This is a genomic window from Corynebacterium sp. TAE3-ERU12 (genome assembly GCF_019209905.1).
Lineage (GTDB): Bacteria > Actinomycetota > Actinomycetes > Mycobacteriales > Mycobacteriaceae > Corynebacterium.
Map to the genome: position 1 here is coordinate 1,116,892 of NZ_JAHUTM010000001.1, position 16,640 is coordinate 1,133,531.

Annotated in this window: 13 protein-coding genes, 1 pseudogene and 1 riboswitch; of the genes and pseudogenes, 7 read left to right on the plus strand and 7 right to left on the minus strand. The window is 60.9% G+C overall.

Going from position 1 to position 16,640, the window contains the following annotated elements; genetic code table 11:
* Positions 1-19 precede the first annotated feature (19 nt).
* The gene (nrdR, locus tag KRX51_RS05090; protein WP_218361889.1) at positions 20-460 is read left to right on the plus strand and encodes a transcriptional regulator NrdR; all 441 of its coding nucleotides are present in this window, start codon (positions 20-22) and stop codon (positions 458-460) included.
* Here nrdR and hrpA read toward each other — a convergent pair.
* A complete protein-coding gene (gene hrpA, locus KRX51_RS05095) occupies positions 457-4,506 on the minus strand; it encodes an ATP-dependent RNA helicase HrpA (protein ID WP_218361891.1) in 4,050 nt (1,349 codons plus the stop codon). The genes nrdR and hrpA overlap by 4 nt on opposite strands.
* Positions 4,507-4,580: 74 nt before the next feature.
* On the opposite strand from hrpA, the gene KRX51_RS05100 reads away from it, so the two are divergent.
* Positions 4,581-6,317 (plus strand): 1-deoxy-D-xylulose-5-phosphate synthase, encoded by a 1,737-nt coding sequence (locus KRX51_RS05100; RefSeq protein WP_218361892.1) that lies wholly within the window; start codon positions 4,581-4,583, stop codon positions 6,315-6,317.
* On the opposite strand, the gene KRX51_RS05105 is transcribed toward KRX51_RS05100, so the two are convergent.
* From KRX51_RS05105 to thiO, 4 genes are all read right to left on the minus strand, one after another.
* The gene (locus KRX51_RS05105) at positions 6,314-7,477 is read right to left on the minus strand and encodes a ThiF family adenylyltransferase (protein ID WP_255549376.1); all 1,164 of its coding nucleotides are present in this window, start codon (positions 7,475-7,477) and stop codon (positions 6,314-6,316) included. The genes KRX51_RS05100 and KRX51_RS05105 overlap by 4 nt on opposite strands.
* On the minus strand, positions 7,477-8,277 hold the full coding sequence (locus tag KRX51_RS05110) for a thiazole synthase (RefSeq protein ID WP_218361894.1): 801 nt from the start codon (positions 8,275-8,277) through the stop codon (positions 7,477-7,479). The genes KRX51_RS05105 and KRX51_RS05110 overlap by 1 nt, the downstream gene beginning before the upstream one ends.
* Positions 8,278-8,281: 4 nt before the next feature.
* Positions 8,282-8,506: a MoaD/ThiS family protein gene (locus KRX51_RS05115; RefSeq protein ID WP_255549377.1), complete on the minus strand. Its 225-nt coding sequence runs from the start codon at positions 8,504-8,506 to the stop codon at positions 8,282-8,284.
* A 9-nt stretch (positions 8,507-8,515) separates the two neighbouring features.
* Positions 8,516-9,637 (minus strand): glycine oxidase ThiO, encoded by a 1,122-nt coding sequence (thiO, locus tag KRX51_RS05120; RefSeq protein WP_218361896.1) that lies wholly within the window; start codon positions 9,635-9,637, stop codon positions 8,516-8,518.
* Positions 9,628-9,732, minus strand: a riboswitch (TPP riboswitch). (Overlaps the previous gene by 10 nt.)
* A gap of 20 nt (positions 9,733-9,752) precedes the next feature.
* Here thiO and thiE point away from each other — a divergent pair.
* The 5 genes and pseudogenes from thiE (at position 9,753) to KRX51_RS05140 (ending at position 15,295) form a co-directional block, all read left to right on the plus strand.
* Positions 9,753-10,484 carry a thiamine phosphate synthase gene (gene thiE / locus KRX51_RS05125; protein ID WP_218361898.1) on the plus strand — a complete coding sequence of 244 codons (732 nt, stop codon included), beginning with the start codon at positions 9,753-9,755 and terminating at the stop codon, positions 10,482-10,484.
* Positions 10,485-10,544: 60 nt separating this feature from the next.
* Positions 10,545-10,791, plus strand: a pseudogene (locus tag KRX51_RS10315) (sodium:proton antiporter); the annotation flags it as partial.
* Between the two features lie 212 nt (positions 10,792-11,003).
* A complete protein-coding gene (locus tag KRX51_RS05130) occupies positions 11,004-11,894 on the plus strand; it encodes a Na+/H+ antiporter NhaC family protein (protein WP_370625051.1) in 891 nt (296 codons plus the stop codon).
* 189 nt (positions 11,895-12,083) lie between these two features.
* A complete protein-coding gene (locus KRX51_RS05135) occupies positions 12,084-14,123 on the plus strand; it encodes a neutral/alkaline non-lysosomal ceramidase N-terminal domain-containing protein (RefSeq protein WP_255549378.1) in 2,040 nt (679 codons plus the stop codon).
* A gap of 95 nt (positions 14,124-14,218) precedes the next feature.
* Complete coding sequence (locus tag KRX51_RS05140; protein WP_218361901.1) at positions 14,219-15,295, plus strand: hypothetical protein; 1,077 nt, start codon at positions 14,219-14,221, stop codon at positions 15,293-15,295.
* 98 nt (positions 15,296-15,393) lie between these two features.
* On the opposite strand, the gene KRX51_RS05145 is transcribed toward KRX51_RS05140, so the two are convergent.
* Positions 15,394-15,918, minus strand: a complete 525-nt coding sequence (locus tag KRX51_RS05145; protein WP_218361903.1) for a carboxymuconolactone decarboxylase family protein — start codon at positions 15,916-15,918, stop codon at positions 15,394-15,396.
* Positions 15,919-15,921: 3 nt separating this feature from the next.
* Positions 15,922-16,518: a peroxiredoxin gene (locus tag KRX51_RS05150; RefSeq protein ID WP_218361905.1), complete on the minus strand. Its 597-nt coding sequence runs from the start codon at positions 16,516-16,518 to the stop codon at positions 15,922-15,924.
* Between the last annotated feature and the right edge of the window lie 122 nt (positions 16,519-16,640).

Below are 16,640 nucleotides of genomic sequence, written 5' to 3' on the forward strand. Positions count from 1 at the left end.
AGGCCATAGAATAAGCGGCGTGCATTGCCCGTTTTGTCATCACGTTCAAACTAAAGTGGTGGACTCCCGGCTCGTTGAAGAAGGCTCGACCATTCGCAGGCGCCGGGAGTGCACCGAATGCGCCAAGCGTTTCACCACGCTGGAACGCACCATGTTGATGGTCATCAAACGCGATGGTCAGCCGGAAGAGTTCGACCGCGACAAAGTCATCCGCGGTGTGCGCCGGGCCTGCCAGGGCCGCAACGTCTCTGAAGCGGACTTGAAAAAACTCGCCCAAAAGGTCGAGGAGATCCTCCGCTCTGAAGGAACCTCCCAGGTGCACTCAGATAAAGTTGGCCTGGCCATCTTGGAGCCGCTTCGCGACCTCGACGAAGTCGGCTACCTGCGTTTCGCCTCGGTCTACAAATCCTTCAGCTCCGCGCAGGACTTCCTCGTCGAAATCGACGCCCTGCGCAGCTAACGCAGCTTCTGAATCTGCTTACTAATCCGCTGCGGCGACACCGAACCAGCCGTACCCAACCGCTGCGCAAATAAACTCACCCGCAGCTCCTGCATGCGCCACCCAATCTCGCGTACAGCCGCAGAATTACGCCGCCCCTCAGGCAATGTCTTCAGCTTCGCCGCAAGCTCCTCGGCAACACCACGCACCTGGTCCTCACAGTCCGCGTCGCGTTGCGGATCACGGTCCATATCCTCCAAACGGATCTCCATCGCCTCCAGATAGCGAGGCATATGCCGCAGATGATGCCACCCATGCTTAGCGACCGCGCCACGAGGCAACATGAACGCCAGCTGCTGGCGCATATCCTCCATCGCGGCACCATCCCAGCCATACACCTGCTCCCGGATACGCTGATAGCGCGGCAAAAACTGCGCCACACCCACAACCAACTGCCGCACCCCAGCAGAAACCTGGGGCGAAATCTGCGCCCGCAACCTCTCAAACGCCTCCGGGTCACGCACTGGGCCGCCAGCGGCCACAAGAGCATCACGCACCACCGTGATCCGGCAATCCTCAACAAGACCAGCAGCCCCACCATGCGGCCAGGCATCCACCGACACCCGCTGCTGTAACGGCAACCCCTTCACCATCGCAGCAGTCTTCACCGTGCACTCACGCAGCAATAACGTCAGCGTCGAGGTCATCATCGCCGCCTCGGCCTGCTGCTTCGTCGGCATCACCTGAATCGCCACGCCGTCCTTTTGCACCACCAACGCCGGGTAGGCAACAACGCGGTGCCCATCGACATAGGTAGTCACAGTCTCCTCGACCGCACCAAGACTCTCCGCAGTCCACTTCTGCACCGGACCACGCACCACTGTTGCACCGCCGCCGCCACCAGCAGACTGCTGCTGGGCTTCCATCGCCCCCTTCGGCTTCCTGCCGCCACCACGCCGGGCGGCCTTCGACATCGCCATCGTCGACGAATCAGACTGGCGCTTCTGCAGCGCAGCCAAATCACGGTCCTGGTCGATGACCGTGCCACTGCGGTCGACCGCAGCGAAATTAAACCGCAGGTGGTCCGGCAGTTTGTCGTCATTGAAATCAGTCGCTGAAATGCCAGAACCGCCCAGGCTGCGCAAAGCGTCGGCAAGCTCCTGCGTTATCGGCCGGGCATACGCAGTCATCTTCTCCAGGGCCTTCGCCGCGAAATCCGGCGCCGGCACCACAGTTTTGCGCAATGGCTTCGGCAACGTTCGAATCAACGCCTCCGCAAGCTCAGCGCGCAGTCCCGGCACCAACCAGTCGAAACCCTCATGCCGGATACCCGCAAGCAGCGGCAACGGCACCTTCAAGGTCACACCATCATCAGGCGCACCAGGCTCAAATCGATACCCCAACTGCAGTTCCAAAGAACCATGACGCCACAGATCGGGAAAAGCAGTCTCCGAAACCTCCTCTGCCTGCGGGTCCACAAGCGACGCGGGATCGAAATCCAGCAGCGACGGCTCATCATGTCGCTTGTGCTTCCACCACTTCAGAAAATCCGCACCTGTTGTCACCGAATGCGGAATCCGCGCGTCATAGAAGGCATGCAGCGTCTCATCATCGACAACAATGCCGCGGCGACGAGCCTTTTCCTCCACCTCAGCGGCCTGTTCAAGCAGCGCGCGGTTCGTTTTTTGGAACTCCGGCTCCGCATTCCACTCACCATCGATCAGCGCATGGCGAATAAACATATCCCGGGCAGCTTCGGCATCAATCCGGTGATACGGCACCGGGCGCGACTGCACCACAGGCACCCCGTACAGCGTTGACGTCTGCAAAGCCATCGCCGCAGCCCGCTTCGACGACCAATGCGGCTCCGCATAATTGTGCTTGAGCAAATGCGCGGCAAGCTTCTCCACCCACTGCGGCTCAATCCTGCCGACATCACGCGCGAACATCCGCGACGTTTCCACAATCTCGGCAGCCATCACCCACCGCGGCGGCTTTTTCGACAACGCCGAAGACGGGTGCACCACAAACGAGGTGTTGCGAGTACCAGTAAATTCCTTGCCCTCGCCCTCACGAACGCCAATACGCGACAACAACCCAGCCAAGAGCGACTGATGCACCCGGTCGTCATCGTCGGCAAGCCCAGCATCCCACTTCATCTCAGCAGTGATCTGGTTGAGCTGACGCACCAAATCTTCCCACTCGCGCACCCGCAAATAGTGCAGGTACTCACGCATACACAGTTTGCGGAACTGATTACCGGACAACTCCCGACGCTTCTCCGCGAGATAGCGCCATAACCGCAGATAACTCAGAAAATCCGAGGTCTTATCAGTAAAACGGGCATGGGCCTGGTCCGCCTGGGCGCGCTTTTCCAAGGGCCGTTCCCGCGGGTCCTGCAGGCTCAGCGCGGCGACAATAATCGTCACCAAACGCAGCACCCCATTGCGGTGCCCCTCCACCAACATCCGCCCCAACTGCGGGTCCACCGGCAGACGGGACAAGTCGCGGCCGACGTCGGTAAGCGTCGGGCCAGTATCGGCATGCTTAGTATCAGTCTCAATGGCGCCGAGCTCATCAAGAAGGTTTACGCCATCACGGATGGACTTCTGCTCCGGGGCTTCGACAAACGGGAAAGCCGCGATATCACCCAGGCCCAGCGAGGCCATCTGCAAGATCACACTGGCTAAGTTCGTGCGCAGAATCTCTGGTTCAGTGAACTCAGGGCGTGCCTGAAAATCCTGCTCAGAATAAAGACGAATCGCCACACCCGCAGCCACACGGCCACACCGTCCCGAACGCTGATTCGCGCTGGCCTGACTAATCGGCTCAATGGGCAGGCGCTGCACCTTCGTGCGCGTCGAATAGCGAGAAATACGGGCCTCACCAGTATCGACCACATAGCGAATACCTGGCACCGTCAACGACGTTTCGGCGATATTGGTCGACAGCACAATCCGTCGGGAAGAATGCGGACCAAAAACACGGTGCTGCTCAGCATTGGACAGTCGACCAAAGAGCGGCAGCACCTCCACCCCGCGCCAATTCTTGCCCTCAATCGCATCAGCGGCATCGCGGATATCGCGCTCGCCGGAAAAGAAGCACAGAATATCGCCGTCGCCTTCGCGCATCAGCTCTTCGCACGCGGCAACAACCCCATCAATAGGGTCAATGCTCGTCACACGGGTATCGCCATTCTTCTGCTGCGATTCGCGCTCAAGGGGGCGGTAGCGAACCTCCACCGGATAGGTCCGCCCAGACACCTCGATGATGGGCGCGGGGTTGGCCGCATCATCGGCGAAATGCTCGGCGAAACGCTCCGGGTCGATCGTCGCCGAAGTAATAATCACCTTCAGGTCAGGCCGTTTGGGCAGCAGCTGCTTGAGATAACCAAGCAGGAAGTCGATATTAAGGCTTCGCTCGTGCGCCTCATCAATGATGATGGTGTCGTATTCCAACAGCAGCCGGTCGCGTTGAATCTCGGCGAGCAGGATGCCGTCAGTCATCAGCTTCACGCAGGTATCGCGGCTGACCTTGTCATCAAAGCGGATGGCGTAGCCGACGTGCTGGCCCACCTTTTCACCAAGTTCGTCAGCAATTCGGTCTGCCACAGAACGCGCCGCCAACCGGCGCGGCTGGGTATGTCCAATCTTGCCGCGCACCCCGCGGCCCATCTCCAGCAGGATTTTCGGAATCTGCGTGGTCTTGCCAGAACCAGTCTCGCCGGCAATAACGGTGACCTGGTGGGATTCAATGGCGGCCCGAATATCGTCACGACGCCCACTGACCGGCAGGTTTTCCGGGTACGTGATCGTCGGAATGCCAGCAGCACGCTGCTCCATGCGCTGCCGGGCAAGCTCAATATCAGCGCCGATCGCATGAATGGCTTTGGCCGAGCCGGCGCGTTTGAGCCGCCGCCGAAAACTGCGCGCCTCGGACAGGCTTACCCCATCGAGGCGGTCGTAGAGCGGGCGTTTATCGGGGCCCGAACCACGGCTTCGGCCGCGTCCACGACGACGTGAGTTGCCATGGCCGGACGGGGAGGAGGATGCATTCTGCTCAGACATAATCGTCGACAAGCCTAGTGGGTGGGTTGTGCAGCGCTCACTGGCAGCTGCTGTGACCTAGGCTGGGCGGCAGTATGAGTATCCTCGACACCATCCGGCACCCCGCGGATCTGCGGGCCCTCCACCCGGCCGAGCTGACCCAGCTTGCCGACGAGATCCGCGCCTTCCTCATTGACAAGGTGCAGCGTACCGGCGGGCATCTGGGCCCGAATCTCGGTGTCGTCGAACTCACCATCGCGGTGCACCGGGTCTTTGAATCGCCTGCCGATGCCATCCTGTTCGACACCGGCCACCAGGCCTACGTGCACAAGATTCTCACCGGCAGAGCAGACCAGTTCGACTCCCTGCGCCGCGCCGGTGGCCTATCGGGCTACCCCAGCCGTGCCGAATCAGAACATGACTGGTTGGAATCTTCGCACGCCTCGGCCGCACTGAGTCAGGCCGAAGGGCTATCCCGGGCCCGAGCTTTGCGAGCTGACCCAATGCACCCGGCCCGCCCGGTGGTGGCCGTTGTTGGCGATGGGGCGTTGACCGGTGGGATGTGCTGGGAGGCGCTTAACCTCATCGCCGAAGATGATCCTCCAAACCGCCGGCTGGTCATTGTGATCAACGATAATGGCCGCTCGTATGCACCCACCGTCGGTGCGCTTGCGACGCACCTGCCGACGCTGCTGCGCGGCCTTGGCCTGGACTATATCGGTCCCATTGACGGCCACGATATCGCGGCGATGGAACTGCAGCTCCACCGCGCAGCTAAAGCCACCCACCCCACGGTGGTGCATGTGCTCACCGAAAAAGGCCACGGTTTTGGTCCCGCCGAGGCTGATGCAACAGACCATATGCACTCCACTAGCGCTCGGGGTGGCGCTGGTGCCCACACCTGCTCGCATCCCAGTCCCACCGAGGTTTTCGGGCAGTGGCTTAACGACGCTGGTGCCGCCCGCGAGGACATCATTGCTGTGAGCGCGGCAATGACCGGGCCGACGGGAATGAGCGCTTTTGCGGAACAGTTCCCGCACCGCGTCGTTGATGTTGGTATCGCTGAGCAGCATGGTCTGGCCAGTGCCGCCGGGTTGGCACGTGGGGGTTTTGTTCCTGTTGTGGCGATGTATTCGACGTTTTTTGCCCGGGCTTTCGACCAGTTGCTGATGGACGTCGCGCTTATCGATACACCTATGGTGCTTGCCATTGACCGCGCAGGTGTCACCGGCCCGGATGGGCCCTCGCATAACGGGATGTGGGATATGGCGTTATGTGCGGCAACACCGGGGATGCGGCTGTGGGCGCCCCGCGATCTGGTGGGCTTGCGCGTGGCTTTGGACAGTGCTGTTGCCACAGCAGTTGCGCAGCAGTGCCCAGTCGCGGTGCGTTACCCGAAGGGGTCGCTGCCGCAGCGCATTGCCGGCAGTAGTGCTGGTGGGGTCGATATCCTGCACCAGGCGGCGGGCGCGCAGGTGTTGATTGTGGCGGTGGGGGCGATGGCGCAGCCGTGTCTTCATTGCGTCAATAAGCTTGCCGACGCTGGTATCGCCGCTACCGTGGTGCACTGCCCACAGGCGCTTCCGGTGCCACAAGCCCTAGCTGACCTCGCGGCGCAGCACCGCGTCGTTTTGACCGTGGAGGACGGTATTGCCCACGGTGGTGTTGGTGCCGCGGTATCTCGGTCGCTACAGCAGCAAGGTTGTGCCACGCCGGTGCATGTCCACGGCGCTGATGTGCGGTTTTATGCCCATGCCAGCCGTGATGAGGTGCTCGCCGAGATGGGGCTGAGCGCCGACGGGATCGCCGACCGGGCCCGAAGGCTGCTTTAGTCCTCGTCGGCTTCGGCGCCCGGGCCTGCTGCCCAGGCCACCATGCCGCCGGACAGGCTACGCATCCGGGCGTCATAGGTGGCGGACAAACTGCGTACCGCCTCCGCGGAGCGGATACCTGTGCGGCACACGAAAACCAGGTTCAGGTGGCGGACGTTGGTATTGACCTTCGCCGCGACAGCAGCCATGCCGCGGCGGCGGATCTCAGCCAACGGGATATGGACCGCCTGGGGTAGTGGGGGCAGCGCCGCGAACTCCTCGGCGTCTCGCACATCCACCACCGTGGGTGGATTATCGCTGGCCAGTTCGTCGGCAAGTGCTCCCGGAGCGACCTGTGGGGCAGGGCTGGCCTGGTCAGCCACGGCAGCGCAGGCAGCACCAGCTTCGCTGAGATCGGTCACGGGTGGTCGGTGCGGGTCAGGGCTAAAACTCAGTTCCCGCCACTGCGCGGTTAAACCGGACACAATCAGCAACCGTCCGCAGGCCAGTTCGCCGACGCCGGTGATCGCCTTAATAGCTTCAGTGGCCATGGTGGCGCCCACTATTCCCACCAGGCTGCCGAGCACACCGCCGGCGGCGCAGGACGGCACCGAATCAGGATCGGGGATATCGGGGTAGAGGTCACGCAGCATTGGGCCGTGGCTTGGCCAGAACACCGAAAGCTGGCCTTCGAAACCGTTGATGGTGCCCCAGATAACAGGGGTGCCGGTCAGCTCTGCGGCATCGCTGGCGAGATACCGGGTCGCGAAATTATCGGCCCCGTCCACAACCAGATCATGGTCGCGGAAGAGCTCCAGCGCATTATCTGCGTCGAGCCGGTCTACCAGTGCGGTCGCAGATGCACTCGGGTCCAGACGCAGCACGGCATCCCGGGCAGAAGTCGCCTTCGGGCGGCCCAGATCCTGCTGCCGGTGGATCACCTGGCGCTGCAGGTTCGATTCCTCGACCACATCATCATCAATGATGCTTAAGTGCCCCACACCAGCGGCCGCGAGGTAGGTAATCGCCGGCGAGCCGAGGCCGCCAGCACCAATAACCAATACTCGGGCGTTGCGCAGTCGCCGCTGCGCGTCGCCGCCGAATCCGGGCAGCGCAATATGGCGGGCGTAGCGGGCCGATTCGGTGTCGCTGAGGCGACCGCCGCGTGAGACCAATGCCATTAGAGGCTTTCTCCTGTCCTCGCCCCGGTGATGATCCCTTCGGTGGCAGTACTTGCCTGGGCCAGCCGACGGCGGGGAATCCGTCCGGCATGACGGGCCAAATACCCGGCGCAAACAGCCTGGCGGAATGCGTCGGCCATGCTTTCCGGGTCGTGGGCGCGGGTGACCGCAGAAGCCAGCAGCACCGCATCACAACCAAGCTCCATGGCCTGTGCCGCCTCAGAGGCGGTACCAATGCCGGCGTCCAACACGACCGGAACGTGGGCCCGCTCAGCGATGAGCTCAATATTGTGCGGGTTGAGAATGCCCAAACCAGTGCCGATGGGGGCGCCGGCAGGCATGACCGCGGCACAACCAAGATCCTCGAGCCGTGTGGCCAGGGCGGGGTCATCGTTGGTGTAGGCCAGGACCGTGAAACCCTTCGTCACCAGCTGATCGGCTGCGTCAACCAGTTCCACCGGGTCGGGCAGCAGCGTGTCCTCATCGGCAATGACCTCCAGTTTGATGAGGTCTGTCTCTAGCGCCTCCCGGGCCAGTTCCGCGGTCAACACCGCATCGCGGGCGGTATAGCAACCAGCCGTATTGGGAAGCGCGGCAATACCGAGTTCATTGAGAAGGTCGAAAACCCCGCCGGTGCCGCCGGCGTCGGCACGCCGCATCGCCACGGTGGTCAGCTCAGTCCCGGAGGCCACCAGGGCTTTGCGTAAAGTAGCCAGATTCGTGGCGCCGCCGGTGCCCATGATCAGCCGGGAGGATAATTCCAGCCCGCCGATGGTCAGCGAACTATCCGCAGTGCTCATTGATTTAGCCTCCCTGGACGGCGGTGACAATATCGATCTCGCCCTGGGCGGGAGTGTCGAACCAGCGGCTGCGTGGCACCACAGCACCATTGACCGCCACAGCTATGCCAAGGCGGCCACCGTCGGTGGGGGTGCCATCGTCATTAAGTTCCCGGTTAGTCCAGGTCATGACGACTTCGAGGATAGTGTTTTCGGGACCGTTATGTGCAGAACCATTAATAGTGGTCATGAAGTGCTCCTAAGCGCCGTGGGAAAAACGGTGCGGGTCGACAGCGGCGGCGAGATCGTCGGCAAGCGCAGTGTTAGTCACCACGTCTGCGCCGAGGCTCGCGCCAAGAGGGGTCAGCAGAATGCCATGCCGGAAATAACCAGCAGAGACACACAACCCTTCGGCGATACGTCCCACGATAGGCACATCATCGGGACTACCGGGCCGAGCCCGGGCAATGATTTCAGTGATCTCGCACTCAAGGATGGCCGGCACAAGGCGCTGGGCATCGCGCAGTAGTTGATAGACCCCGCCCGCCGACACCCCAGCCATGGTGTCCTCCCGGGAGGTCGCCCCCAACACGATGCTGCCATCGGCACGCGGCACCAGGTAGACGGGGAAGCCCCGGACAACACCGCGGATAGTGCGGCTCAGTAAGGGCTGTAGGTGCTCAGGGACACGCAACCGCGCCACATCACCATGCACGGGTCGCTGCGGCAGGTGCCAGTGCTCCGGCAGGCCCGCGATTTCGGTTATGCCCAGCCCAGCGGCGAGAAGCACCTCCTCGGCAGGCACGCAGGTGCCATCAGCCAGGCGCACCCCGGCGGCGCGGTCGCCGTCCCAGAGCACCTCGGTGACCTGTGCCCGCTGCACCACCGGCCCCAAAATATCGAGCAGGGCGGCAACTAACTGGCGCGGATCGATCTGGTGATCGCCGGGGATATGTACTGCGCCGACGCACCCGGGACCAAGGGCGGGCTCAAGTTGGCGGGCAGCCCGGGCTGTAATTGGCTCAACCTGCATACCGAGTTGTTGTTGCATATCGCAGAGTTCACGCAGGCTTGCCCGGTCGGCGGCATCGCCGGCGCATACGAAGGTTTCTGTGGTCAGGTAGCCAACGCTGCGTCCGGCCTGTTCGGAAATGGTGGCCGCGAATTCGGGGTAGCGCCGCGCGGCCTCAATCATCAGTGGGTACAGCGTCGGCTGATCCCAGACCACCTCAGCGACGGGGGCGAGCATCCCAGCGGCCGCCCGAGAAGCACCCGAGCCTGGGTCTGGGTCAAAAAGCTGCACGCTGTGGCCGCGTTGGGTCAGTTCCCACGCGGTGGCGAGCCCAATGACTCCACCACCGGCGATGACGATCTCCGGCATGTCTTCCTCCCTCCGGCGGCATGACCCGCGTCAGGTTCGGCGGTCGGCCGGTAACCGGCCCTCTCAGCCCCAATGGGGCTCCCGCGGAAAAAGTGTGATCACTACTATAGGCCGCATGTCGCAACCGCAGCCGCACCTGCCCGCTGACCCGGAGGCACGAGCCCGCCGACTCGCCCGTCTGGAAGCCGCCCGGCTTTATGTATGTACCGATGCCCGCACCGACCGCAATAGCCCGGAGGATATGCGGGAGTTGGAAATGTTCTTCCATGAGGCCTTCGCCGGGGGAGTAGACATTATCCAATTGCGCGATAAGTCCATCTCCGCACGCGATGAGATCGCTGCGGTGCGGTTATTGGGTGCGGTCGCCCGGGAGCATGGTGGGCTTTTTGCGGTCAATGACCGTGCCGATATTGCGGCCCTGACCAACCCGGATATTTTCCACGGGGGCCAGGAGGATTTGTGTACTGCTGATATGCGGGCACTGTTGGGGCCCGATGTGCTGTTGGGTCGGTCGAATCGTAGTGAGGAGATGTTCGCCGATTCGCTTGCCGACGGTGATATCGACTACGCGGTTATTGGCCCGGTGTGGCCGACACCGACCAAGCCCGACCGGGCGGCGGTGGGGGTGCCGATGGTTTCTCGTGCCGCTGAGATGGTTGCGCAGCGTCGGCAGGCTGGTGACACCGTGAATTGGTGGGCCATTGGGGGCATTGATATCGAGCGTGCCCAGCAGGTTCGTGCTGCTGGTGCCGAGCGGATTGTTGTTGTGCGCGCTGTTACTGAGGCGAAGGACCCGCGGGCTGCGGCGACTGCACTGCGGGCAGTTTTTGACGAAAATCTTGCATAGGCGCGGTTAATTTGCACCCTGACGCAAATTGTTGTTGAGCCACCGTTTAATCTGAGGGCCATGAATGCCGTCCTAATCGCCGTTGTGGTGATGCTCCTCCTTGCCGTTGCACGCGTTCACGTCGTGCTTGCCTTGTTCATCGGTGCCCTTGTTGGCGGGTTGCTCGGTGGCCTTGGCTTTGACAACACCATGGTCGCTTTCCAGGACGGTTTGTCCGGTGGCGCCAAGATCGCACTGAGTTACGCCTTGCTCGGTGCTTTTGCCATGGCTGTTGCAAGCTCTGGTCTTCCGCGACTGCTCGCCGAATGGCTGATCGGCAAAATCAATATGCAGGAAGGTGCCGCCCGCACCGCAGCGATCACCACCACCAAATACGGCGTGATTGCCGGCATTCTTGCGATGTCGATCATGTCGCAGAACCTCATTCCGGTGCATATCGCATTCATCCCGCTGATCATTCCGCCGCTGCTGTCGGTGATGAATAAGATGCGCCTGGACCGCCGACTGGTTGCCTGTGTCATGACCTTCGGCCTGGTCACCACCTACATGTACATCCCCGTCGGCTTCGGCTCGATCTTCTTGAATGAAATCCTGCTGGGCAATATCGAAGACGCCGGTCTGGATGTTTCCGGGATCAACATCATGACGGTGATGGGTATCCCGGCACTGGGTATGGTCGCCGGCCTGCTCATTGCGGTGTTCTTCAGCTACCGCAAGCCCCGTGACTACGAGGATCGCGCCATCGCCGAGACCGGTGATGAAGGGGAGATTTCCAAGTACAAGGTCAGTGTGGCCCTGGTCGCTATCGTGGTGACCTTCGCTATTCAGGTCGTTATGCAGTCCATCGGCACCGAGGCTGACTCCTTGCTCATTGGTGCTCTTGCCGGCCTGGCCATTTTCATGGGCACCGGTGCTGTCAATTGGCGCCAGGCCGACGACGTGTTCACCCAGGGCATGAAGATGATGGCGCTTATCGGTTTCATCATGATTACTGCGCAGGGCTTCGCCGAAGTCATGAGCGCTACCGGTGAGGTCGCCACCCTGGTTGATGCCACCGCCGATATTTTCTCTAACAATAAGGCCGCCGCCGCGCTGGCAATGCTGCTCGTGGGCCTCATTGTGACCATGGGTATTGGCTCTTCGTTCTCGACGCTGCCCATTATCGCCACCATTTATGTGCCCTTGTGCCTGTCTTTGGGCTTCTCGCCGATGGCGACGGTCGCCATTATTGGTACCTCCGGCGCGCTGGGTGATGCTGGTTCGCCGGCCTCGGACTCCACCCTGGGCCCGACGTCTGGTTTGAATGCGGACGGGCAGCATGACCACATCCGCGACACCGTGATTCCGACTTTCTTGCACTACAACATCCCGCTGCTGATCGCGGGTTGGATTGCAGCGATGGTCCTCTAAGACCACCTCGCAAGACGGCATTGTCGTCACTGGTGCACCACGCCGGCCGGAAAAGTGGGTATGAGGCAGTTTTCGTACCCAATTCCTGGCCGGCGTTTTGTATTTACGGTGGTGGATCGCGCAAAAAACTCGGAGAGTGTTTTTCGTCAAATCCTTAACTTCTAAACGTAGGCAAAGGATACTGGTGCAATGGAAATTGCTCAGAAGGTTGCGAAGGCGACCCCCTCCCGCCGGACGTTTCTGGTTGGCTCTGGTGCCGCCGCCGGTGCAGCACTACTTTCTCGCTACACCGCACAAGCTGCTGCACAGGCAGATTCGGCTATAGCCATGAATATTGGGCGAGGTATCGGCGATGTCACCGGCGAGCCACTCGGCGCTGGCATGAATGGTTATGCAGTGCTGAAACAGACCTCTACCGGTATTCAACGACGCCAGTTTGCCCGCACCTTTATCTTCGAAGATGCCAGCGGTAACCGGGTTGCCCACATCACTGTCGATACCGGGTTGATGTTTCAATCCGTGCAGCAAGAAGTGCTGCGTCGGCTAGCCGCGCGCTACGGGGACCTCTATCACGAGGGCAATACCCTCATTACCGCCACGCACACCCATGTCGCACCTGGTGGCACCTCTGGTCACGCAATGGTGGACCTGACCACATTGGGGTTCCGCCCGGTCACATTTGAGGCCGAGGTGTCCGGCATTATCGACTCCGTGGCCCGCGCCCACGACGATATTGCGCCCTCGGAAATGCTGCTCACCATTGGTGATGTCGAAGACACCGGCCGGAATCGTTCCTTCGAAGCATTTTCAGAAAACCCCGAGTCGGATAAGGCTCTTGTTCCCGATGGGGTGCTGCGCACAGCCACCACCCTGCACGTGCTTCGCAACGGGGGCAATATTGGGTTGATCAGCTGGTACGGGGTTCACCCCACCAGCTTTGGTCCTGAATTTACTGAGATCTCCGGTGACTCCAAGGGCTATGCGGCCTGGTCAATGGAATATGCCGCAGGTGTAAACCACCGCGAATTAAACGACGTGCCCTTCGTCGCGGCCTTCCAGACTGGTTGCGCCGGCGATGTCACACCTAACCACGGCCTTGCCCCGGGTACTGGTCCCGGCGCTGACCAGTACGAATCGGCCCATATTCTGGGCTACCGGCAGGCAGAAGGCACCAAAGGCAGCCGGATTAGCCCTGCGCCCAATAGCGGTATTGATTCCCGTTGGAAGTGGGTTGATATGCGCAATGTGCAGGTCGAAGCCCGGTTTACCGATAATGGTCAGCCTGCCCGCACCGGCCCGGCTGTGCTTGGCGCAGCTTTTGCCGCTTCTAGTCAGGAAGATGGCGGCGGTGATGACTCACTGCCCTTTGATGAGGGGGCACGGGGCGGCTCGCCGTGGGTTGCCCAGGTGAATAAGGTCGTTGTGCCGCCGTCGGCCAAAGCGATTCACGGCAATAAGGAAATGCTCATTCCGCTGGGGTATATCGACGGCTTCATCCAGCAGACCCACCTTTTCCATATCACCCGTATCGGCGGGATCACGCTGGTGTCGCTCGGTTTCGAGCCGACCGTGGTCTCTGGTCTGCGCATTCGGCGCACGGTGGCTGAGGTGCTTGATGTCGACGAGCGCACCGTCATCGTGCAGGGCTACACCTCGGGTTATGGGCACTATATAGCCACCCCGCAGGAGTACGACACCCAGAATTATGAAGGCGGTGCCACCGCATTCGGTCGGGCGACGTTGCCTGCTGTGATGCAGATTTTCGATACGTTGGCTGCTGAGCTTGCCGACGGCCTGCCTAATAAGCCGGGAAGGTTGCACCCTGATGCCACTGCGCTTATTCCGCCTTCGCCGGCGGGTAACCCGAGCCACGATATCCCGCAGCCAGGCCATGATTTCGGTGACGTCATCACCGCCCCCGATGAACCAGTGGCGCAAGGGGAGTGGGTGGAAGTGACCTTCGCCGCGGCGAATCCGAACTCAGACCTGCGTAAAGAGCGGGGCTACGTCACTGTCGAAGCGCCTGACGGCAGCATTATTGCCGATGACTCGCATGAGTTCACTCGCCTGGTATTCGATAAGGATGGTCTTATCACCAATGCGGTGGTGTCCTGGAATACCGCCGGTTCGGCCCCTGGTGACTACGTCATTCATTTCGACTTTGCCGCACGTGACCTGACTGGTCGCGTCACGCCGTTCTCGGCATCGGCAACGGTTACAGTGGCCTAGTCCGCCCGAGCGAACACAGCTTCTGCTTGCTGTCGAGGCACGAGTCCGTACTGTAAACGTATGTATTCGCCTCGGGGCGTAAAAACAACGAAAGAATGGAGTCAGCAGCGAAGATGACCAACCCCAATAATGGTGACGCTGACAACGGGAACCCGGGAGGCAACCCCTCCTACCCGAATCAGGGCCCTAATAACCAAGGTCCCTACAACCAGTACCCCTATAACCAGGGCGGCTATGACCAGTCCGGTGGTCCCTATAACCAGAACCCCTATCACCAGGGCGGTTATGACCAGCCCAGTGGTGGCTACGCCCAAGGTGGTTACCCGAACTATCCCAATGCTGAACAGGCCAACCAGTACGGTTTCACTGCCCCTCAGGGTGATATCGGGGTAGGTGTGCAACAGCCCGGTGGTGAATTGCCGCCGACCATCCCGGTCACCACAGGCGGCGCCAACCTCGATCTTGGGCAGGCATTGTCCTATGGCTTCAAGGGCTTCAAGCGTGGCCCGGGAGCCTGGATCGGTTTCCTGGTCATTTTCGGCGTTGTGGTGTTCTTTGTCAGCGCCCTGGGGCAGGCATTCTCCCCAGGCATGAACGAGCCTATTGCTCCGGACGCATCGTACTATTCCGACGTCAGTGCGGTGTTCTCGGTAATCACCGGCCTGGTTTCGACCGTGTTCATGATCTTCTTGGTCCGTGGTGCGTTCGAGATCATTGATGGTCGGGAGCTGGGCTTCGGGGACTTCGTCAAGGTCAACAATTGGGGCACGATTGTCTTGACCCTGCTTGTCGAGTGGTTGATTTCCGTGGTGCTTGCGGGAATCTTCGGCACCGCTATCGCCGTTGCGTTTGTGGCGGAGCTGTATCCCCTCGCGGTTGTGCTCGCGGTGGTAGCGATCGTCGCGTGGATCGCTATCATGCCGCTGTACTGCTTCCTCATGCACATTGTGATCGACCAGCGGGTGAACCCCATTGAGGCGCTGAAGCAGAATATTGCCATCGCCAAAAACAACTACCTGGCGCTGTTGGGTTTGGTGGTCATGCAGAGTCTGCTGCAGCTGGTGGGCATGATGCTGTGCTTCGTTGGTCTGCTGTACTTCATGCCGGTCAGCTTGCTGATGGCAGCTCATGGCTACCGTCAGTGCATCGGCGGCCGTCGTCCGATTGTGTAATCTGCAGGCGCAGATAGCTTCGGTATAACGATAGAAAAATCGCCGTTTGGTGGGTCTCCCACCAAACGGCGATTAGTTCTTTCTAGCCAAGGGTGTGACTAGCGGGCATCCTCAATCTGGACTGCCTGGGCGACACCCTGAACGGTACCGGCGACCTTAACGGCCTCCCAGACCTGCTCCTTGGTCAGGCCCTCTTCGCGCACGACCTTATCGTGAGCGGTGACGCAGGCTTCACAGCCGTTAATGGAGGAAACGGCCAGTGCCCACAGCTCGAAGTCGGACTTCTCCACGCCCGGCTTGGCGATGATATTCATCCGCAGGCCGAACTTGACCTGGGTGTAGTCCTCGCCAAGCATGTGCCGGGTGCGGTAGGCGACGTTATTCATCGCCATGATGGAGGCGGCACCAAGGGCGGCATTAAAAGCGTCCTCGGAGAGGTGATCCTTGGCCTCATCAGCGATTTCGGAGAAGACCGTGTCGTTGCGGGTGGCAGCGGCACAGGCCAGCAGGCTGCCCCAGAGCTGCTGTTCGTTGAGCTCGGTGGTACGAGTCAGCGAACCCAGGTTCAGCTTGAGGTCCTTGGCGTACTCCGGAAGGCCGGAACGAAGATTATCGATGCTCATGTATTAGTTCAGCTCCTGCTTCAAGACGTCCATCTTGTCGATGTTCTTGGTCGGGTCGTTCTTCTCCCAGTTGCATGCGCAGACCTCTTCGGACTGCAGCGCGTCGAGAACGCGAAGCACCTCGTCGACGTTACGGCCGACGGCGTCCGGGGTAGCGGAGACGAACTGGATAACACCATCGGGGTCGACGATGTAGGTAACGCGGTCGGCAACGCCGTCGCTGTTTTCCACACCGAGGGCGCGCATCAGGTCATGGCGCACATCGGCGAACATGGGGAACGGAATTTCGAGCAGCTCGGGGTGGGTTGCACGCCAGTTGAAGTGGGAGAACTCGTTATCGCCGGAACCGCCGAGGACCACGGTGTCGCGGTCTTCGAACTCTTCGTAAAGCTTGCCGAAGGCAGCAATCTCAGTGGGGCAGACGAAGGTGAAGTCCTTGGGGTAGTAGAAGAAGATCTTCCACTTACCTTCGAAGGAGTCGTTGGTGACCTGCTCGAAGTAATCCTCCGGGGAAGAGGCATTTGCCTCGCGGAGATTGCCGCCCTTAAGGGCGGTGAGGTCGAACTGAGGGAACTGGTCACCAATGGTTAGCAGAGCCATGAAAATCCTCCTGTGGGATTGCGTTGAAGAAAGGGCTGTTATCCCCGCTGGGTGAAGGCCAGAGCGTTCCAGGCTGTGGACCGCTCTACCGTGCGGGCTCAATGTCGAGTATGCACGGCAAC